The sequence below is a fragment of the Candidatus Harpocratesius sp. genome, assembly GCF_054039255.1.
This window is the reverse complement of sequence record NZ_JBPLBG010000030.1, coordinates 24,128-46,281: the sequence shown is the minus strand read 5'-3', so window position 1 is coordinate 46,281 and position 22,154 is coordinate 24,128. Positions and strand designations below refer to the sequence as shown.

General features: G+C 32.0%; 17 protein-coding genes. 8 read left to right on the top strand and 9 right to left on the bottom strand.

Annotated features, from left to right (window positions below):
- Window positions 1–25: 25 nt before the first annotated feature.
- Together ACXLDF_RS05905 and ACXLDF_RS05900 are read right to left on the bottom strand one after the other, a co-directional pair.
- Entirely contained in the window at window positions 26–1,747 is a 1,722-nt protein-coding gene (locus ACXLDF_RS05905) for a vWA domain-containing protein (protein WP_457557573.1), read from the bottom strand.
- Window positions 1,748–1,871: 124 nt separating this feature from the next.
- The gene (locus ACXLDF_RS05900; protein ID WP_457557572.1) at window positions 1,872–2,324 is read right to left on the bottom strand and encodes a hypothetical protein; all 453 of its coding nucleotides are present in this window, start codon (window positions 2,322–2,324) and stop codon (window positions 1,872–1,874) included.
- A gap of 175 nt (window positions 2,325–2,499) precedes the next feature.
- Between ACXLDF_RS05900 and lipS2 the strand changes: the two genes are divergently transcribed.
- The 5 genes from lipS2 (at window position 2,500) to ACXLDF_RS05875 (ending at window position 10,031) form a co-directional block, all read left to right on the top strand.
- Complete coding sequence (gene lipS2 / locus ACXLDF_RS05895) at window positions 2,500–3,543, top strand: LipS2 family lipoyl synthase (RefSeq protein ID WP_457557571.1); 1,044 nt, start codon at window positions 2,500–2,502, stop codon at window positions 3,541–3,543.
- A 2-nt stretch (window positions 3,544–3,545) separates the two neighbouring features.
- A complete protein-coding gene (locus tag ACXLDF_RS05890; RefSeq protein ID WP_457557570.1) occupies window positions 3,546–4,385 on the top strand; it encodes a lipoate--protein ligase family protein in 840 nt (279 codons plus the stop codon).
- 10 nt (window positions 4,386–4,395) lie between these two features.
- Window positions 4,396–5,466 (top strand): LipS1 family lipoyl synthase, encoded by a 1,071-nt coding sequence (gene lipS1, locus ACXLDF_RS05885; RefSeq protein ID WP_457557569.1) that lies wholly within the window; start codon window positions 4,396–4,398, stop codon window positions 5,464–5,466.
- Window positions 5,467–5,665: 199 nt separating this feature from the next.
- Entirely contained in the window at window positions 5,666–7,543 is a 1,878-nt protein-coding gene (locus tag ACXLDF_RS05880) for an AMP-dependent synthetase/ligase (protein ID WP_457557568.1), read from the top strand.
- A 145-nt stretch (window positions 7,544–7,688) separates the two neighbouring features.
- A complete protein-coding gene (locus tag ACXLDF_RS05875) occupies window positions 7,689–10,031 on the top strand; it encodes a helix-hairpin-helix domain-containing protein (RefSeq protein WP_457557567.1) in 2,343 nt (780 codons plus the stop codon).
- Window positions 10,032–10,081: 50 nt separating this feature from the next.
- Here ACXLDF_RS05875 and ACXLDF_RS05870 read toward each other — a convergent pair whose 3' ends face one another.
- On the bottom strand, window positions 10,082–10,594 hold the full coding sequence (locus ACXLDF_RS05870; protein ID WP_457557566.1) for a hypothetical protein: 513 nt from the start codon (window positions 10,592–10,594) through the stop codon (window positions 10,082–10,084).
- 61 nt (window positions 10,595–10,655) lie between these two features.
- Window positions 10,656–11,264 carry a Mut7-C RNAse domain-containing protein gene (locus tag ACXLDF_RS05865; RefSeq protein WP_457557565.1) on the bottom strand — a complete coding sequence of 203 codons (609 nt, stop codon included), beginning with the start codon at window positions 11,262–11,264 and terminating at the stop codon, window positions 10,656–10,658.
- Between the two features lie 136 nt (window positions 11,265–11,400).
- Between ACXLDF_RS05865 and ACXLDF_RS05860 the strand changes: the two genes are divergently transcribed.
- Together ACXLDF_RS05860 and ACXLDF_RS05855 are read left to right on the top strand one after the other, a co-directional pair.
- Window positions 11,401–12,273 (top strand): ribonuclease H-like domain-containing protein, encoded by an 873-nt coding sequence (locus ACXLDF_RS05860; protein WP_457557564.1) that lies wholly within the window; start codon window positions 11,401–11,403, stop codon window positions 12,271–12,273.
- A 22-nt stretch (window positions 12,274–12,295) separates the two neighbouring features.
- Window positions 12,296–12,964 (top strand): hypothetical protein, encoded by a 669-nt coding sequence (locus ACXLDF_RS05855; protein WP_457557563.1) that lies wholly within the window; start codon window positions 12,296–12,298, stop codon window positions 12,962–12,964.
- Between the two features lie 13 nt (window positions 12,965–12,977).
- On the opposite strand, the gene ACXLDF_RS05850 is transcribed toward ACXLDF_RS05855, so the two are convergent.
- Together ACXLDF_RS05850 and ACXLDF_RS05845 are read right to left on the bottom strand one after the other, a co-directional pair.
- Window positions 12,978–14,534, bottom strand: coding sequence for a hypothetical protein (locus ACXLDF_RS05850; protein WP_457557562.1), 1,557 nt, complete (start codon window positions 14,532–14,534; stop codon window positions 12,978–12,980).
- A gap of 32 nt (window positions 14,535–14,566) precedes the next feature.
- Entirely contained in the window at window positions 14,567–15,895 is a 1,329-nt protein-coding gene (locus ACXLDF_RS05845) for a DUF58 domain-containing protein (protein ID WP_457557561.1), read from the bottom strand.
- 590 nt (window positions 15,896–16,485) lie between these two features.
- On the opposite strand from ACXLDF_RS05845, the gene ACXLDF_RS05840 reads away from it, so the two are divergent.
- Entirely contained in the window at window positions 16,486–17,805 is a 1,320-nt protein-coding gene (locus tag ACXLDF_RS05840) for a DEAD/DEAH box helicase (RefSeq protein ID WP_457557560.1), read from the top strand.
- A gap of 240 nt (window positions 17,806–18,045) precedes the next feature.
- On the opposite strand, the gene ACXLDF_RS05835 is transcribed toward ACXLDF_RS05840, so the two are convergent.
- The 3 genes from ACXLDF_RS05835 to ACXLDF_RS05825 form a co-directional block, all read right to left on the bottom strand.
- A complete protein-coding gene (locus ACXLDF_RS05835; RefSeq protein WP_457557559.1) occupies window positions 18,046–19,005 on the bottom strand; it encodes an AAA family ATPase in 960 nt (319 codons plus the stop codon).
- 120 nt (window positions 19,006–19,125) lie between these two features.
- A complete protein-coding gene (locus ACXLDF_RS05830; RefSeq protein WP_457557558.1) occupies window positions 19,126–21,624 on the bottom strand; it encodes a hypothetical protein in 2,499 nt (832 codons plus the stop codon).
- 163 nt (window positions 21,625–21,787) lie between these two features.
- Window positions 21,788–22,144 (bottom strand): DUF4129 domain-containing protein, encoded by a 357-nt coding sequence (locus ACXLDF_RS05825; protein WP_457557557.1) that lies wholly within the window; start codon window positions 22,142–22,144, stop codon window positions 21,788–21,790.
- Between the last annotated feature and the right edge of the window lie 10 nt (window positions 22,145–22,154).

Here is a 22,154-nt window from a genome sequence, read left to right as displayed (position 1 = left end):
TTAAAAAAAAGTAAAAAAGAGAGATCTACTTTTTTTGCTGTTTATTTTTCATTCTTTTCAATTTTTGCTCGAAAGATTGACGATATCGCTGTTGTCCAACAGAAGCAAAATAAGATGCTTTGTCCATAATCATTTCAGCTTCAGCTTGCTTCTCATCAAGTTCCCATTCTTCTATTTCATCATTTATCAAAGCATTCACTTCTTCAACATTTATTGAATACTTCTCATTAAGGGAGATATTTCTTTGCAACACTTGTTGTGCTATTGATTTAGCGACTTCGTAATCACCTTTTGAGCGCAATTTTGATGCCTTTGATAATTCATAAGCTGTAGCAACATTTGGATTAAAGGTAGATTGAAATTTCTTTTCATCAGATTCCACAGATAAATTTTGGCGATAACATCGAATATGTTTATTATTTTGGGAATCTAAGTATTCGAGTTGAATTTGAATAGGAATTTTCTTTTGAGATTTAGATAATTTAATTTTAGGTTTAAATCGCAAAAAAATCTCGCGATCTGCCTCAAAAGCACCCAATTTAACAGGTTCTCCTGACTTGAATGGTTTTTCTTTCTGTGATATTGCGGTACCTTCAATTTCTTCTAAAATAATATCTTCTGCCATATAAACGCGCAAAGTGGCATTTCGAACAATATAATTAGTTCTTTGTAATTCTCCAAAGGCAGATTCAATTTGATCTGCAGAAATAAACATCATTTTTCCACCTGTAATATCTGTTACTGCACCAATTATGTCCAGTGCAACAGAATTACTACCGTTTTTATCTCGAACTCCAATTATATCTACAATAATATTATTTTGAAGACAAATTGTTCCAATTTTATGATAATATTCACTTGCTTTCTCTTTGCTTAAGGAATCTTCTTCGATTGAGCCAAGTCCTACATTTGCAAGACCATCAGTTAAAAGTAAAACTTTTCCACCTGATGGTTCAGCTTGAGATTTTTGTTTTTTACTGATAAATGTAACACTTAAATAAAGTGCAGGTCCCAAGGCGGTCATGTTTAAGCTTTTCATACTTCGCACTATTTTAACCCACTGTTTATATTGAGAAGAAATAGTGGAAAGTTTGTGGTTTTCAATTATAATTTCCACTTCTTCATCCATTTTTTTCTCAGTAAAAAAGATTGGCCCGTCTTGAATTTCAATTTTCTTTTTAGCATTTGGGAATATCCATACATTTGAAGAAAAAGGAATTAACACAAAATAAATATCAGGTGTTTCGGCAGTTATTTGATGGATATTTTGAACCAAAGCATGCTTTACTGCTTCAATTTTGCCACCTGCCATACTGCCTGAAACATCAATTGTTGCGATCTGTATGGGAAATCCAGAACTTGTTGATTTTGAACTTAAGGGACTGATATCGATTTTTTTTTCATCACTTGTTCGAATTTTATTAAGAATAAATGCTAATTCTGTTGAATCAACTTTGTCGGTTGGTTGTTTAGATGAAATATAATCGGAATATTGCTTCATTTTTTCATCCGAAACAGTATTTATCTTTAAACAAAATTCACATTCAAATTGATACTCCCCATTAACTTTTTTAATTCTCTCTATATCAGTTAAAATACAGTTACAATTCGAACATTTAATTGGATCTCCTTTAATTTCTGTATTACTTAAAGAATCAACTTTTCCAAAATTCAAAGCGGTAATTAAAGGATAATCTTTTATTTCAGATGTATTTTGTGGAATGCTTTTAAAAGATTGTCGAAACATAAATATGAGGAAAAAATTCAGCTATTTAAATCTTTAAGATATTCAATTAAACTCTAAAAAATTATGAGTGTTTTAGAGTAATAAAACAATTCTTCAAGTTCTGAACGAATAAACTTATTCGCACCTATGATATCGATTTTTTAGCAAAATGAATAAGCAATTCAGATAATTCGAAAAGGTTTAAATTTTCAACTAATTCAGAGACATTTAATCGCATTTCTTCTGGAGAAGCATCCTCTTTTACAAAATTCTGAATTGATTCAACATAATCATCAATTGATTCAAAAAGAATTTCAATTCGATCTACATCTTTTAATTCAGCAATATCCTTATGTAATCGCGACTCTAAATGTTTAAGCAAACCTTCGATGACTTCTTTTTTAGAAACTTGAAGAACACTTGAAATACGCTCAATTTCTTTAATACTATCTTGCAGTGTTTTATTCCAATCATTAGATTCTTTATAGTAAGGTTTGATAAATTTATCAATAAATTCTTGATAACACCTTCCTAAGTCTTTTGAATCAACGAAAATTTTCGCACCATTGGAAAGTTCTACTTCACGATTAATTTCCATATTTTTGCACCCTCATTCATTATTTTTTTTTCAAAACCCCTTAATTCATAAATTTTCACACATTATATCTCCATATACTTCATAATACTCAAGATTGGAGAATACCTTATCTTTCTTAGGAGCTTCATTGCTAAAAATCTTGTGTTTAAATTAAAAAAAAAAGGAAGAAAGTAATTTGATTCAGAAAATTCGAATTTCTATTGGAAGTGCAGCAGTTTTAGGATTTGTCGACATAAAGACAGATGTTTTACCTACAACATGCTACTTAATGACTTATACAGAAAAAATGTGTAGAGGAGAATGCCAATTTTGTCCTCAAGGAACCAGTATCCATTCAAATGCAGCACAACAATTATCGAGAATTAATTGGCCTGAATTTGATTGGAATAAATTCTTAACCCAACTCACTTTACTTCAAAAATCAACTAAAAAGTCAAAATTTCAAAGAATTTGTCTTCAGACATTAAATTATCCTGGATATACTGATGATGCTTTATTCATTGTAAAAGAAATTCATAAAATAATACCAAAAACACCAATTTCAGTAGCAATTCCTCCTGTATCAAAAGATTTATTGATGCAATTACAAAAAAATGGATTAGATCGAATTGGAATTGCATTAGATGCATGTTCACCCAGTTTATTTGAAAAAATAAAAAACCCTTCACATAAAGGGCCTTATCGTTGGGAAAATCATATCAAAGCTATAGACGAAGCTCTTGAAGTATTTGGAAAACATCGAGTTACTACTCATTTTATTGTAGGATTAGGAGAATCAGAAGAAGAATTGATAAAAACAATTGATAGTACAATAAAACGTAATGTTCTTCCTGGAATTTTCATGTTCACACCTATTCCACACACTCCTATGGAACGACATCCACGACCAAGTATTAAGAAATTTAGACGTATCCAACTTGCAAGATATCTATTATTATATGAAAAGATTCCAGTAAAACGATTCAATTTCTCATCTGATGGAAGGTTAGAATCTATTACTGGTTTTTCTAATGAAGAACTAAATAGGATTATTGAAAAAGAAACAGCATTTTATACTGCAGGATGCCCAGGATGTAATCGTCCTTATTATACTTCCAGACCTGGTAAGGAACATGATGGATTTCCTCGAAAATTATTGGAATCTGAAAAAAAGAAGATTTTTTCAGAATTGCAAGATTTAATCAATACTGCAAATCATCTTGAAATTGGTGCAATATAGATATGGATAAATCAAAGTTCTGGCGTCTCATCCCTTTTTCTATTGCAGATGGCTATCGAAATATGGCAATTGACGAAATGATTTTAGATCAAGTTATTAAAGGAAAATCTCCAAATACAATTCGCTTTTATAAATGGGAACCTTCTACAGCTACAATCGGTAAAAACCAATCTCTTTCAGCTGAAATTGACATGGACTTTGCCACATCTCATGGTGTGCAAGTAGTTCGCCGAATCACAGGAGGAGGGGCAGTATTACATGATTTTCAAAACGAGATAACATATTCAGTTATTGTTCGGTTAGAAGATATCCCAAAAAACATAGATAGCCCTAGAAACTATGATCTAAAAGTACCTCAACGATATATTGCTATTTTAGAAGCATTAGCCCAAGGACTTGAATCTATCGGATATCCAATCGATATTGGTAAGATTCACTGCCCTGTTTTATTAACTCAAGGGAAAAAGCTTTCAGGAAATGCTCAACTAATTCGCAACAATGTGCTTTTACAGCACGGAACGATTTTACTTGATGTTAATCCAGAATTTATGTATTCTGTTTTAAAAGCTCCAGTAGGAGTCTCAAATGCTCATATGATACAATCTGTTCGTAGCAAGGTTATTGGATTAAGAAATTTAGAGTTAGAAAATAAATTACCAGATGTAAATACTGAAAATTCAGAAAAAGAAATAAAAATCATAAATGCTTTTATAAAAAGTTTTGAAAAAATTTTCAATATGAAGCTTGAAGAGAAACCTTTTTCAAAAGATGAAATCAACGTCATTTCAAAACTGGTTGCAAATAAATATTCTACAGACGAATGGATATATAAATTTCCCTAAAGTGATACATATGATGAAAAAAAAAAATGAACCACAAGTAGATCCATATTTACAATCAATTATTGAAAAAATAATTGATAAAAAATTTGATTGGTGTGATGCAGATGAATTTCTTAAATATCATAAAACTGAAGAATGGGATATGTTTTTTAACAAAGTTTTCGCTGAAATAATTTCTCCTGGAACAATTAAGAAAAGAATTAAGTGTTATATTCCTGGTTCTGAATTTCCATCAATTTCTTTAACAGGAGATGCTTGTGCATTAGATTGCGAACATTGTGATAAAAAATATTTACATCATATGTTACCTGCAACAACACCAGACAAATTAGAAGAAATTTTAAAGCAAATGAAACAAAATGGCAAAATTGGAACACTTCTCTCAGGAGGTTGTGATGTTAATGGAAAAATAATATATAAACCATTTGCAGATGTAATTAAACATTTTAAAGACTCACCGCCGGGAAAGAATTTTTATCTTAATTCACACGTAGGCTTAGTAAGTGATTCTGAAGCACAGCTAATTCATGATATTGGAATAGATTGTGTATCCTTTGATGTCAATTTAGATCCAGAAGTTATCTCAAATGTTTTTCACCTTGATCATACAATTGAAGATTATAAGAATAGTTTTCAAGCATTGCTAGACAATAAAGTAAGAGTAATTCCGCACATTCTTATTGGCGCTAATTTTGGCCGAATAAAAGAAGAAATCACAGCCCTTCAGTATGTAGCACAATTTTCTCCTGAAATCTTAGTTTTCATAGTAATGATTCCTCCGCGAAATGCTGGAAAAATGGATTCAAGATTTTCATTAGTTCCCCCAGAAGATATTGCCAAATTAATCCTAATTGCTCATTATTTCATGCCATCAACTGAAATATCACTCGGATGTATGCGACCATATTGGAGTCAAGCATTTACAACAGAAAAATGGGCAGTTCAAGCAGGTCTATCAAGATTAGTCAAACCAACTTTAAAAATACGCCATTGGTTAAAAGAACAATTCTATCAATTGGATTTCTATTCAGCTTGTTGTCTAATACCATCTGAATTTGAACATTTTGCAAAAAAAGAATAATTTTTTTTTTTAATTAAATCTGATATTAGCTTAATTAGTGAATCATTTATCACCAGTATAGTCGCTCCTTAACTGAGTTAAAGCAATTGGATAGATTACTTGGTAATTAGAGATTTTGCCAATTTTCTCAATTCTGTCTATATAATTAAATTCTCGAAAGTAGGAAAGAAATTCTTAAAAAGTCTACCAACAGAGTATAATGGTAAATCGAATTCATATCAATTTTACTGAAGATGGAGAAAAACTAAAAATGTCTTATGAATTTTATGGAAAGAATGAAGCCAGACTTCAATATGATGAACCAAATAACTTGGTTGATTTTTATCGTAATTCTGTTCAAAAATATCCAGATAATCTAGTAATTGGAGAGCGAGATGCAAATTCAGTATTTCACTGGACTACCTATCGAGAATTTGGAGAACGAATTGATCATTTAAGAGCAGGAATTGCACAGTTGGGAATAATACAACCTGGCGATAAAATTGGAATTATTATGGGAAACTCGCTAGAATGGGCAATAGGAGCATTCGCAACATTTGGATTGCGCGCATCTTGGGTTCCAATGTATGAAAAAGAACTTCATCATACCTGGGAATATATAATTAAGGATAGCGGAATGAAAATTGTTTTTGTAAAAAATCAAGAAATCTATGAGATTGTTAAAAAATTTCAATCCAACATTCCAACACTTCAAAAAATATTCATTGTGAAGGGAGAAGGAGAAAATTCTTTTTCCGCTTTAGAAGAAATAGGAAAAACTCATCCAATTGATCCAATTACTCCTGATATCCATGACGATGCTGCAATCATTTATACTTCAGGAACAACTGGAGATCCTAAGGGTGTTATTCTAACTCATGGAAACTTTGCTTCAAATTCCAATGCAGGCTCAAATTTATACCCAGAAATCAATAATACTGCCCGTGCTCTTTCAATCCTTCCTTGGGCACACAGTTATGCTATGACAGCAGAACTATACACCTTCATAAAGGTTGGTGCATCAATAGCAATAACAGATGTTGATCACCTTTCTGCAGATTTAACCAAAACGAATCCCACACATCTTATTTGTGTTCCACGATTGTTCAACAAAATTTACCAAGGGATTCATAAAATTATGGAAGAAACCGGTGGAATCAAATATAAACTCTTTTTAGCAGCTAAAAAAGCAGCAAAACAAAAAAGAGAAACCGGTAAAAGTAGTTTAAAACTAAAAATTTTAGATAAACTCGTCTTTTCCAAAGTTCGTGCTAAATTTGGAACTAGATTGTATGCTTCTCTGACAGCTAGTGCAAAAACAGAGTTAGAAGTCGCAAATTTCTTCTTTGATATTGGACTTCCGATCTATGATTGTTATGGTATGACCGAAACAGCTCCAGCTATAACAATGAACTGCGAACGTTATCATAGATTGGGAAGTGTTGGTAAACCAATTGATTATGTTAAGGTAGTAATCGATAAATCAATGATGCCAGAAGGATCAGAAGATGGTGAAATCGTGACTTATGGTCCAAATGTCATGAAGGGCTATCTAAATAAACCAGAAAAAACGGCAGAAATAATGGTAAAGGACGAAAATGGTATACCAGGTGTTCGAACTGGAGATTTGGGAAGATTAGATGAAGACAATTTCTTATACATTACAGGACGTATAAAAAATGAATATAAACTTCTAAATGGAAAATACGTTCATCCATCAGAGATAGAAGAATACACAAAGATTCTTCCATGGATTGCAAATATTTTTATCTATGGTGATGGTAGACCATTTAATATTGCATTAATTGTTCCAGATAGCGAATATCTTCAAGCATATGCAAAAAAGCAAGGAATGTCCAAATCATTTGAAGAATTAGTGGAAGATCCCAAAATTCAAGATTTAATAAAAGAAAAGATAACAACCCACCTAAAGCAAAAATTTGGTGGATATGAGATCCCTAAAAAATTCGCCTTTTTAACAGAAGATTTTACATTAGAAAATAAAATGCTCACTCAAACAATGAAATTAAAACGTCGCACTGTGCTGGATCGTTATAAAAGCCTAATTGAATCTCTTTATCAAGATGTAGAATATTAATTACGAAGAATATTATTATTTTTTTTTACTTTTTTTTACTTTTTTTACTTTTTTCACTTTTTTCACTTTTTACTCTATAAATATAAGTTCTTCATCCAATTGTGCCTAAAATTTTTTTTTTATCCATCTTTTAATATATCTCGTAATGGTTCCGACGCAAAATTCTCCAAATTCCGATATTTCCCCTCTAAACGAAAATGATATTCCAGATGAAATTGATAAATCAAAAATTTTTTCAAAAGTTTCAGAAATTACTCAAATCGCAGTAGATAGAACTGCAAAAGCAATAGAATTAATAGAATCAGGAAATACAGTACCATTCATTGCCAGATATCGTAAGGAAATCACCGGCAATATGGATGAAGAAGTTTTACGCACTGTGAAAAAGACATACTCACAAATAACTCAATTAGAAGAAAGAAAAATCTTCGTTCTTCATGCTATTCAAAAACAGCAAAAACTCACTACTGAAATTAAAGATCAAATCATAGAAGCAGATAATTTACAAACAGTAGAAGATATTTATTTACCATTTAAACCGAAAATTAAAACACTAGCAACAAAAGCAAGGGAAAAAGGGCTCCAACCTCTCGCAGATGCAATAAAAACGGGAAAAATTTCAATACCTTTAGATAAATCAGCAGACGAATTTATTGCTCAATTTGTCAATCCCGAAAAGGGAGTTTCTACTCTTCAAGAAGCTATAGATGGAAGTATTGATATCATTGCTGAAGAAACCAGCACTATTCCTGAAATTAGGCAATTTGTTCGAAGTGAAATTGAAAAAAAAAATACAGTTTCTGCTTCAATCAGAGATGAAGTACTTCAAGGAAAAATGGAAATTAAAAATGAGAATGGAAAAATCATTGATTATCATATTTTTGAAAATTATTTCGATTTTTCAGCCGCAGGTTCTCATTTACAAAATCATCAAATACTCGCTTTAAATAGAGCTGAGAATTTAGATGTTATCTCTTTAAACATTGAAACATCTGATGAAAATCTAATTCATGAAATTCAAAAACAAATAATTGGTTCTCAAACTGAAAAATCTAATCCATTTCTTCCTTACTATTTAAAAGGAATTGAGAAAGGATATAAGAGATACATGATTCGTTCATTAAAACGGGAATATTGGAAAAAACTTACAGAGCGCGCCGAAATACACGCAATTAATGTCTTTGCAACTAATTTAAGAAATTTATTAATGACACCACCCTTGAAGAATCGTTCAATTATTGGAATCGATCCTGGTTATAGAACTGGTTGCAAGGTGGCTGTGATTGATAAACATGGCAATTATTTGGACAATACTGTAATTTATGTTACCCCACCGAAAGAGAATATATCAGATGCCACTAAAAAACTGGCAGAATTTGTTCAAAAATATAATGCATATACAGTTGCTATTGGAAATGGGACTGCTTCAAGGGAAACTGAACAGTTTATAGCAGAATTTGCAAAAAAAATGAAGAATAAGCTGAAATCAAAAAATCAAATTGAATACGCAATTGTAAGTGAAGCTGGAGCATCTGTATATAGTGCCTCAGCAGCTGCTCGTCAAGAGTTCCCAAATTTGGACTTAACTGTACGCGGCGCAATTAGTATTGCAAGAAGATTGCAAGATCCATTAGCAGAATTAATAAAAATTGATCCAAAATCAATAGGTGTTGGATTATATCAACATGATGTGAATCAAACGGCTTTACGAGACGCTCTTGATGAAGTTATTGAAGATTGTGTCAATTCGGTAGGTGTTGATTTAAATACTGCATCACCTCAATTGTTGGAACATGTCTCTGGCTTAAATCGCTCAATAGCCAAGAAAATTGTCACATATCGCCAGGAAAATGGATCTTTTTATTCTCGAAATCAGCTTTATGAAATTAGAGGATTAGGCGAAAAAACTTTTGAACAATGTGCTGGCTTTTTAAAAGTATTTGATGGCTCAGATCCACTAGATGCTACTATTATTCATCCCGAATCATATGAAATAGTACAAAAAATACTTGAAAAGATAAAAATTACCCCCGAACAGCTATTAGATTCTTCAGTATCCAAAGCAATAGCAAGACGTCTGCAAAAAGTCAACCCAAATGAAATTGCTCAGGAATTTAAGGAAAAATCAATCGATCCAGAAAAAATTAAGTATATTTTAGATCAATTAGCAAAACCGACTTTAGATCCTCGAGATAAACTGGAACCTCCGCTATTACGAAAGGATATTCTTTCAATTGAAGATTTAAAAGAAGGAATGATTGTAAAGGGAACAGTTCGTAATGTTGTCGATTTTGGGGCGTTTGTAGATATTGGAATTAAACATGATGGTTTGATTCATAGATCAGAAATTGCTAATCGTTATGTAAGGAATCCAAGTGAGTATTTATCGGTCGGAGATATCGTGGAAGTGATGATCATTGGCGTAGATAGAAGTCGAAATCGTGTTCAACTTTCACTTAAGCAAGTACCTCAACCTGATCATTCATAACTTTGCTTAATGAAGTATTTTTAATTTTTTTTTTTAAGAAATTGAAATATTTAATCATCATCGAAATCAAAAAAAACTTCTTGTTTTTTCACTCTCTTTTGTTGATCTGAAGTAATGTATGTTGAATTCTTTCCCAGTAACGAAGATGATACATTTCTATTTGAATTCGGATTGTCTGCACGCAATCCTTCTTTAACGATATTAAAAGAATCATTAATAAAAGCACTATTTTCTGCGTTATCCATATTTTCCACTTTTTCCATATTTTCCAATATTGTGTCGAGAATGGTATCGTTGCTAGCAATATTGCTTTGAAATTGCTTCTTCATTAGTAATTTTAAGAGGATTTTTTGAAAATTCCTTTTAACTCTAAAAAGCCATTTTCTGAAACCAGAATTTTGGTTTCTCAATTTTCGTTGGTTTTTCTTCCATTGATATAATTCTTGCTGAATAATTGTCGCCCATTCCGATCGAGGTACTTCTTGCTCATTCAAACGAAATTTCCAACGTTGAATAAAAAGCCTTTCTTCTAAAGTAAAATTAGATTTATTTTTTGAATTCATTCTTATTTTTTTTTAATACATCATCTATAAATTTTTTTTCGAAAAAGAAGGATTACTAAACTTATTCGCACTGAATGGCGACTTTCTTAAGTGTTCGGAGTATATCCATCCAATGCTTACCAATCCAATATATTTTCTTACAATTTGGATTAGAACATTGCCAGTAATTATGAAAATATCTAGATGTTCCTTCAAAAATTTGAGTTTTAGCTTCTTGTTCTGAAATCGATTTCAAGGAAGAATTGCATTTGGTACAACGTGGTTTGAATGGAATTTTAATATTTAACGAAATATCTTCAGAATTGTTTGAAACTTCTATCATCTCTTGCGAATCATGTGCATCCCATAAATATTTTTCTGGTTTTATATCAAAAGTTTTAAAAAAGCAGGTAAGAAAGTCAACCACGGTTTCAACATCGAAATAAACCCCATACGGTAAGGTTTTTGAATAATTTTTTGATGAAACGGGGTTACATCGTTGATACAGTTGAAAATCCCGAGTTATCAAAATTCGTTGTGTTTCTAGAGCAATCTTTAGGAGATATGAATCATTCCATTGAGAATCGGCAATTTCAGTATCAAATCCCAGTAATCGTAGAAATCGCCCAAATTTTCCAAACATAGCATCAACGATATATCTCTTTTGCTCTTTATTAACCGAAATATTCACTCATTCCCATAAATATGATATTTTTAATTACTATTATAATAAAATAAAATACTCACATATAAAGCTTGAAATATCTCAATCACCCATTTTTCTATATACTAAAAATTTTAAGAATTTATGTTTGAAAGGTATCTAAATGATTGACTGTACTTTTGCGCATCTTCCTGGAATTAGGAGAAAGGGCGAAATTCGACTGTGGCAAACACATATTAAGAACTGGAGAGAAATGATTGCACATACCAGCACGCATCCCCATTTTACAAAGAAAATTTGGGTGAAAAGCCGAAAAGAAATTATTAAATGCCAAACTGCATTAGAAGAACATAATTTTATTTTTTTAGCCAATCAAATTCCAGAAGAATATCAATGGCGGATGATTCCTGATTTATGGGGCGATATTCTCTTTTTCGATGTTGAAATGACCGGTTTAGATCTGAATGAAGACAATATTACCACTATTGCTACATTTGACGGAAAAACTCCAAAATATTTTGTAAAAGACCAGAATTTATTGGAATTTCCACCTTATCTTCAACAATTTTCTGCTTTTTGTACGTTTGATGGCGAACGCGCCGATGTTCCTTTTATTCTAAGGGAATTTAAGGAAAAATTTGAAATGGAAACAATAATTCCACCCATACATTTTGATCTATTCCCACTTAGTCGTCGATTGCATTTTCATGGTGGTTTAAAAGAGATCGAGAGTCAATTTCACCTTTCACGTGCTAATTTAGTAGGAATATCAGGTGAAAGTGCAATAATTCTATGGAAAAAATATAAAAAATCAGGTAAAAAAAATTATTTAAATACATTAATTGTCTATAATTTGGCTGATGTTATGTTCCTCCCAAAATTACTTCAAGAGTTTTATAATAAATTACGAATTAAAGCCCAGTTACCCTCAAAAGCCATGTCTCTGACAGTTGAACCATTTCAACTTCCAATTCATCCAGATCTGGCTATCATTCAAGAAATTGCAGAAATAATTCATAAAAATAAAATTCTATAAAGCCAAATTCACTTCTGTATATATGCTCTTTTTTGATTTAGAATTCTATGTTCCTCCAAATGATAGAAATAATCCCCTAACGAAAGGAACATTTAAATTCAATCCTCTCAAAGATGGTCATTTACTCTTGGGAGGGTATTTTCTTCATACTTCTTTAAAAAATGCAGAAATACTAAAATCAGAAGAAATTTGGCTATGGAATTTAGAAAATGAAAAAAAAGTTATTGAGAAAATTTATAATATTTTTCAAACTGAATGGAATTTTCGACAAAAAAACCATGATGTGATTATTCAAAAACGAATTCGTGATATTATTACATGTGGTTTTTCAATTTCTCGAATTGATTTGCCTGTATTATTTTTAAAAGGTATGTTGCATAAAATTGCACCTTTTGATCAATTATTTCAAACTTTCTTAAATACAAAAGTAATTGATTTAAGTAATACAGCTAGCTTTTTATTTCCAAATGAGCATGTTTTATATCCAAAAACGCAGCGCGAAGTCAGTCGTAAACTTCATATTCATGAATCTTCATTTAATAAACCTGCGGGAAGTGATGTTTGGATAAAATTTGATGATGGAGATTTTGATATAATTGCTACTCGATGTAGAAATGAAGTAGAAGAAATTTATTCAATTTATTTGGAATTACGAGAACAAATTAAAAAAATTAATAAAAAAAATAACTAACTTATTGATTAAATTAAATTGCGGCTTTTTTTGCTTGATCTGCCATTGCATCTTTATCGCGAGCTAATTGAACTTCTTCTTCGCTTAGTTGTTGTTCTCGCTGAGATTGTAAAGCTTCATATTCTTCTTCTGTTAATCCAGCCCGTCGAATAGCTTCTAATCTTAAAATTTCTTCTAATTTAGCATTCTTCGTAATGCGGATAATATATGAGATTAATGGGATTAATAATACTAAAGGAATGATAATAGACCATGATCCTTCATATATTTGCAATTCTACACTTTTCAAAATTGAATCTGGAGCACCAATTAGGTTAAAGAATTGGTAAGGATGGACACTTGCCCATGCCATAGCTGTAATAATTACTATACGAACAAACATATTAACCACAGTAGAAAACACCAAACGGGATGATTTTGGGGCTGAAGAAGAAGCGGTTAACGCTGCTTTAGCTTCAGGATCTTGTTTGAAAAGTTTATCTAAATAGTTTGCAATTTTTCGAGTATCACGCATAGCACCCATTATTTTTGCTTCTTCCCGTTCAGCTTTCTTTTTACGAATTAATTCAGCAACATATGAAAAACCAACCTGCTCTCCTGATTCAGACATTAAAGAATGAAGCGATAAGCGTTCCTTTTCTTGTTTTTGTCGTTCTCGTTCTTCTTCAGAAAGACTTGCTCGAGCTTCCATTTTTAACTCTCGTTTTCTTTCTTCAATCGCCTTTATTCGTGCAATTGCTTTCTGGGCTTCAATGTGCATTACTTCAATTTGATGATTTAATCTTTCTTCGCGCTCTATTGATGGTCGAGTTACTTTATCCACATAAGCTAATTGAAATACAAATTCCAAATAAGCAAATTCTAACACTCCAACTATAAATATATCAGTGCTAAGAAATTCCCACAATGACAGTTGAGAAATATCTAAAAATATTCCGCTATAGAGTAAATCATGATTTACAATATTTTGAAACCATTCGGGCAAAGATGTGACTTGAATATCAAATAGTTGTAATAGAGATACTAATTGTAGGATAAATAGAGGAATAGCAATTACTGCGTTCAAAAATAATATTACTTTTACACTGTCACCAGGATTGCTGGTTATTGCACCTCGAAGTGCATAATAAAACATGGCAATAACAAGAATTTGAAGTCCGATAAAATAAAGATCACTGGAAATTGCAGCAAAAAGATCGCTTAATCCTTGTGTTGCTTGTTCAACTGTTGGTGATGTTGTAGATATAGATGAATCAACGAAAGTAAATTTAAACCATCTTCCCACTAAATTTTGGAAAATATTAAAACTTAAAGTACTATAAAAAGAAGAATTAAGCTTAAAAAGAGTCAAAATTCCCAATCCAACAAAATATAAACCAGACATCAAATAAAATAAAAGAATATATAATAAAAAGGCGAAAATGTCTCTTAACATCCCAATAATACTGAGTACATTGATAACATTATAAATTTCTGGATTATAGATATGAGACAATACTGTCAACAATAATGCCAGTAATGCTACACTACTGACTCGAAGAGTTAATAAAAGATAATTGCGTTCTGCCATGTTTTTTTCCTCCATTTTCATTTCTGTAAAGATTAATCTGCCTTTCCTTTCTGTTTTGCATTTTGGTATTGATTTACAATAACATCGAACATATCATCTGGTGCCACCGAAATCACTGGAACCAATAATTTTTGGCAATCTTTCCGCACTTGTAACACATGTAACATCATTTCTTCGGAAATTGCTTCAGCTAAAGCTTTATCAATATATGATAATTCTAATTCATGAATTTCAAACCAAGGACTGAATGGTGCCACTACAACCACAGCATGACCATAAGATTTTAATTTCCGCACTGCTGCGATAATATCAACCCCTGCTACTTCTAAATCTGTAATAAGAAAAACTAAACTACGTTTGTCGAAATTCCTACTAAATTCTTCCATACTCCAGAAGATTTCTTTAGCGCCCTTTGGACTTATTTCTCCTAAAAATGTAATTATATCATAATAATGAGAGCGTTTCTGAGAAGGTGCTAACCAGCGAAAATGCTGGCGATCAGAAAAAGTGCATACCCCAACCTGATCTTTTTGTTCCATAGCTAACTTTGCTAATAACATACCTGATTTAATAGCATATTCAAATTTAGTGGCATCTACTGCGCCTCCACCCATTGATTCACTTGAATCGATTAATATAATAGTAGAAACATTACGTTCACTTTCAAACTCGCGAACAATTAATTTTTGAAGTCGCATACTTGCTTTCCAGTCGATCAATCGATACTGATCACCAGGGACATACTGTCGTAAATTTCGAAGTTCTGTTCCAGTTCCTTTTTGTTTCACTTGATGGACACCAAATGACATAGCCATAGCTCGTTTGGCACCCAATAATTCAAGAGCACGAATTTCTTCATATGGAGGATAAATCACAATTTCTGTAAATGAATTCGGAACCGTTTTTTCAACTGCACTGAAACCTAATCGGTCACGAACTGTAATTTCTAAAGGTCCAAGATCAAACTCACCACGTACTCGAGGTGCAAGAATATAAGAAAATACAACTGTACTTTTTGGATCAATTCGGGTACTGATGTAATTTTCACCTGCAACTAAGCGAAATGCTTCAGTGGGAAAATTGTCAAAAATATCTAAGAAATCGAATCGAGTGCCACCTGTATTAACGATACGGACTTTAACATGCATGAAATCATCCCTAAAGACACGTTTGTTATCAATTTCACGAGTAACTTGTAATTCTTCGACATTCATGGATGATTCGAATGCAGGCATTGAAATTAAAGTTGCAAATAAGAAAAATGCTCCGCAGAGAATTAAGAAATGATTATGAAAACTTAATCCTGCTGAAATCAAAAATGCGGCTAAAATTATTAACGAACGACCTTTCCCACCCAGCACGGTTTATTCATCCTCTTATTAGGAATTCTTTCGTATATGATTATATGAATGTATGATTGTTGCTTGACTTAACCTATAAATTTGATCATATACGTATAACGTAAGATAGGTTAATGTAACTTAAATAACTTCACGCTTCGCCCACTTAAATGCATTAATAGATAATAAAAAACTTCGATTTTAAGATCGATTGGCCCAAAAATGCAATGTATAATATATCTAAATTTGATTATGGATATGAATTGGAATAGTGACTAAGTTCTTTAGCTATTCTATATTATTAAGCTTAGATTAATTTAATTAATAGATAAAAAGGTTGCATAGAAATAGATATTAAAGATCTCGAAAGTTAAAGTTATTTTAGAAATATAATGAAATGTATTCATCTATTTCATCACTAAAATAAATCAAATAAAACTTATAATTAGAAAATACACTAATAATAAAGTATTTCAACCCTTTAGTAATATATATGAACTAATTTAATCAATTTTAAAAAAATTAAAAGAATGACCAAAAACAAGAGAAATAATCCCCTATCATCTTAGTTAAGGTTTAGGGAGATTTTTTACGCATTTTAGGTAATTATCATGAACTTCTCAAATATGAATCTTATACCTCAACTTCTTGATGGATTAACATCAATGAATATCGAAACACCAACAGAAATTCAAGCACAAGCTATTCCAAAAATTCTAACAGACCCTCGTTCACATGTTATTGCTCAGGCTAAAACAGGATCGGGAAAAACTCTGGCATTTGCTATTCCAATTGTTCAATTACTTGATCGTAAAATAAAACAGGTCCAAGCAGTAGTAATCGTTCCAACTCGCGAATTGTGTGTGCAAGTTAGCCAAGTAATCAACCAATTAAGTAGATATTCCACAATTATTACAGTTCAAGTTTATGGAGGAGTATCAATTAATCGTCAAATTCAAGAAATAGAAAAAGGTGCACAAATTATTGTAGCAACTCCAGGAAGACTAATTGATATTTACAATCGAGGCAAGCTTTCATTCAAAATGGTTAAGTTTGTTGTTTTGGATGAAGCAGATCGTTGTTTAGATATGGGTTTTATGCCAGATATTGAATATCTACTCCTTGAAGCAATGCAAGGAGTGAACCCACGCCTATTTTTATTTTCAGCAACCCTTTTTCATGCAATTCATCATTTAGTTTCAAAATTTACAAAAAATGAACATATCACAAAAATAAATGTTTCAGAAGATTCGCTTACAGTTGAAGAATGCGATCAATTCTATTATCTCATACCTGAATTTCGCGATAAATATTTTCACTTTGTTAGAATTTTCCAAAAAGAGCGCCCAGAGCACTCTATTATTTTTGTCAATACAAAAAAAACCGCAGAATGGTTATATAATCGAATTTCGCAAGAACGAAAAATAAATGGTCAATTTGAATTGATTAGCGGCAGTTTAACTCAGTTTAAACGGGAAAAAGTATTGCGACGATTTCGCTCTCATCAAATCCAGCATTTAATCGCTACTGATGTTGCAGCTCGTGGTTTGGACATCAAAGGAATTTCTCATGTATTTAATTATGATATTCCAACTTTTGAAGAAAATTATGTGCATCGTATCGGTCGAACAGCTAGAATCATAGGAAAGGATGGAAACGTTGCCAAAGGAACAGCAATTTCCTTAGTATTACAAGATGAACTTGCTTTACTCTCTCGAATTGAAGGATTCATGGAAAAAGATCTGCGCCAGCGACGACTACCTAGTAGGAATCAAAGTAATAGTCAATCACAAAGGTATTTTAGATCTAAAAAATCCAATAATTCTCGAAAATATAAAAATCCAAAGCATTTCAATAAAGGAATGCAATCAAGGAACGAACAAAAACCGAAAGAGTCAGAAAAACACCACAGACGAAATTTTCTCTATTAGAATATTAATTATTAAAAATAAAATTCCACGATTTTAAATTTAAAATTTATTAATAATTCATACGCTTGTATTTTTTTATTTTCTTTTTGTCATTAAATTTCTTTACAGATTCTTTAATTTAATAGAATAAAATGTTTGATTATTTTAAAAAGAAAGAGATTCTGCACCTTCACAACGAATGAGTTGATGGATCAAGATTAAATGAAAAAAAAAACTCAATGAAGGTGGTGTGGATAATTCTTACATAGGAACAACTACTTCACTCAAGATTCGATTAATGACTGCAGTTGTACTAAGTCCTTCAAGCTCTGCTTCTGCTTTTAATCCTATACGATGATTTAAAACTGGAACGCAAAGCATTTTAACATCGTCAGGCGTAACGTAATCACGCCCCAATACCGCCGCTCTCGCTTTAGCTGCCTTCATTAGCGCCAAACTAGCACGAGGCCCACAACCCACCTCTATCTGTGGATCATTTCTTGTTTTGAAAACAATATCACGAATATACTCTAGAATTGTATTGTTTACATAAACAGTATTAACCAATCGCTGTAATTCTACTAATTCTTCCGCGCTGGTAACTGGATCAATAATAATTCGATTTCCTGACAATTGACGAGCCATAATTTCTACTTCATCTTCTTCTGGAGGGTAATCCAGCCACAATTTAAATAAAAATCGATCTAATTGTGCTTCAGGTAATGGATATGTTCCTTCTTGCTCGATAGGGTTTTGTGTTGCTACTACCATGAATGGTTTATCCAAATCATAAGTTTTCCCTTCAATTGTCACTTGGCGTTCACCCATAGCTTCTAACAACGCAGCTTGAGTTTTTGGGGCAGTTCGGTTAATTTCATCAGCGAGAATGATATTACCAAACAAAGGTCCTTTTCGAATTACGAAATCACCTTTAGATTGATCAAAAACCATACTCCCTGTACAATCGCTGGGTAGTAAATCTGGAGTAAATTGAATCCGATTAAATGAAATTCCCAGCGCTTCTGCAAAAGTTTTGGCAGTGACTGTTTTTGCTAAACCAGGAACACCTTCTAATAGGACATGTCCATTGGTTAGTAACCCAATTAATAACATTTGAAGCACGTCGCCCATACCAACAACGACTCTTGATACTTCACTCATTACTTCTTGGGCAATTTCTCGAACAATGCCAACATCTGCTTCTTCAAATACTTCTGTCATATTATTTACCTTCTTCATTGAGTTTTTTTTACTTTTTTTACTTATTACGTATTTTTCTTATTCATAAATTTCTTGTTTCATTATAAAAAAAAATAAAATTTTGAATGTTTCGTTAATATTTTACAATTTATTTGCTACCCATGACATTTCCATGAATAGAAATGCAAATTCGCGCTCATCACGAACATTTTCTTTACCTGCTTTAATTTTAAACATTTTTTCAAAGAAGTTTTCAATTCGATTGTAAACATCTTTCGAATAGTATTGTCCATGTTCTCTATGAAGAGCGCGCATTACTGCATTTAGACTGCGATCTCCAGATTCACCAAGTAATCGATTCACCTTTCGTTCAACACGACGGAATAATTCTAAAATTGCTTTTCGATAACGTTTTTTCTGTCGATACCAATTGATTTTTTGTGCAAAGAAACTTGAAGTTCGAAATCGTAAGCGCATCCGATCACGTTCATAAGCTTCTAAATCCTGCAGTTGTAATTTCTTCTTATTTCCTTCTTTAGGAATCCATTTTCGGAAAGTTTGTAATGCAAAAATTGGATAAACCAGAGCTAAAATGGGATTTGTCGACATCCAATTAAGATATGCTTGAACTGCACCAAAAGTTGCTGCAGATGAAAGTTGCGTTCTTCCTACATTCCATTTGGGACTATCAGGTGCAATATGGGCTTCATCAAAAACCACAATTGTATCTGCAGGTGTTCGTTCACAAGCCAGCCATTCTATAGTCTGAATACCCATTTTTAAATTATCAAACTCTGGAATACTAACCATTTGATTATTTAACCATGATGCATCAGTTGCTACAAATATTCTACTTGAAAAAGTACCATTACCATTAATTGTTGGCAATTGAAATGCAACTTCTTTAGAACTAAAGACAGCTTGGGCATAACCACCAAGAGGAATTCCTTGTTGTAAGAAAGTTCCCATTAATCCTAATGTTCCAGATTGACCAGACAAGAGATTTGCAACAGAACTAGGAAAAGGATAGATATCTTTTGATTGATCATATTTATGATCACCGTCAACATCAATAAAAGAATAATGACCAGAGGTCTGTCCTAAGAAATTCCATCCAAATCCTGATAAAAATTCTCCACCTAAAAATCCAGTAGCATGATCTAACACCACTTTGTTAATTCCTGTGGTAATGCTGTGAGGTGCAAAATCTTGAATTACGGGAAATTCTGGATTTGCTTGATCCCAGTAAGATGCATTATCTATTAAAACTCCATTGGGGAAAAATGTCAAAGGAGTCGCAGTTTCCGCATTTCGCGTGCTGGCCATGGAAGCAACAAAAGACTCTGTTAATAATGTTCCAGCTGTCCCATGATCATCACAGATCATCATTGAGAAATTAGTTTGAAATGCTGTTAACAGAAAAGGTATTTCTGAAGCGGGATTATAAAATACATTTGGCCCAGCAACAACTAATATCACTTGTTTTGTTCTATCTAGTTGCGAAATCGTACTTATTGAAGATTGAACCGCGCGAACTTCATAACCTCTACTCTCTAAGGTAGTTCTGAAAGAGGACCAACCATTCCAATCTGGATTATAAATCGAATTACTTTTGCTATTTTGACCTCGATCAACAATTGGCATAAATATAGGAGCCCAGGCTAAGATAAATATTAAAACGTAAATCGCAGTTGTTACACCAAAGGAAATGCGACTTTTAGATTCAACTGTTCCTGATGCAGTTAATTTCTTCCCCATTTCTTTTCCTGTATTAATTAAAGTAGTAACTACTTTGAAAATCCCAATAGCAAGAAAAACAATGCTAATGTAATTAGTATACTGGACAATAAGACTGTAAGATTGAATTGCAGTATAAATTGCTAAAATTAGTGGAATTATCGAGATAATGTAACATAAAATAAGAAAAACATAACTTACGACTATTCGACCCCCTTTTGTATTTAAGTTTGAAAAAGAAATCTGTAAGTTTTTTAGCATTCGCATTAAAAAGAGAAGCGAGAAAATAACAATAAAACTACCAATAATTAGCGGGGCAATGAGTTCACCTAAGGTTGTGGCAGATTTCCACGGTTCCATAAAAATAATTCCAGTTTTATCTGCAGAAAATGTCCAGAGTAAAAATTGTGATCCAAATGACATCCAGAAGGAAAAACATAAGGTAATTACAAAATTCATAATAATATTGATTATTTTCGGTATTTTACCAGATAAAAAGAAAGAAATAAGCCAAATGATATGAAAAGTAACAAAAACTGCAGGTATCCATGCATAATATCTTTTAATCACCTCAGAACTTGACATAAATATCGTAATTGGAAATGGCATGCCTCCAAATAGATATTGTAATCCCTCTGTAGAAATAAATATGAATGGAGTAATATTGAAAAATAATAAAGCCCACACAATGGAACTTCTAGCAGCTGCTTTGGGGCGAATAATCTGACCCAATATTTTTCGATTTTTGCCTTGAACTAATCGGGCGAAACCACCAAATAATAAAAAGATCCCAATTGCAAACATTGGTCCAAAAATTGAAGGAGGTGCACCAATTGATGCTACTAAAATACCCAAACCAACAATAATTAACCCAAAAGGAGTTAATATAATTCCATAATTCATTTTTTCCTAACCTTAGTTGTTTTTTTTTCGATTTTCTTCGAAATAATTACTCATTCACTTTATTTGAAAAAAATAATTTCAGTATCATGGAAATTAAATTCCAACTTTTTATTTTTTAATTTGTTTCTATTAAATCTTTGAAAAATGAAGGGTATTTAAGTTCTTATAGAGGTGGTAAAGGTTTCCCTACTAATTCTTCAAATACCTTTCCAAATACAGTCAAAGTACGTTTATAGACATCTTCAGTAATAGTTTTATTTCCATAAATAACACTTTCGACTTCTTGCACGAATGGATATACGATAGCTGGGTTTAATCCATGATCTTTTACCATTATCATTGCATAATCACGAATGCTTTGACTTGGATGCTTTTGAACACGATATTTCGCTGTGCAAATAAGCACAAATATCATGTATTGATATGCAATTGCTTCTCTAATTCGTTTCGTACCAACTAAAAGTTGTATATTTTTTAAGCGAGTACCCAAATCCATTGAACCTTTCTTTTTTTTTCCCATAATAAACACC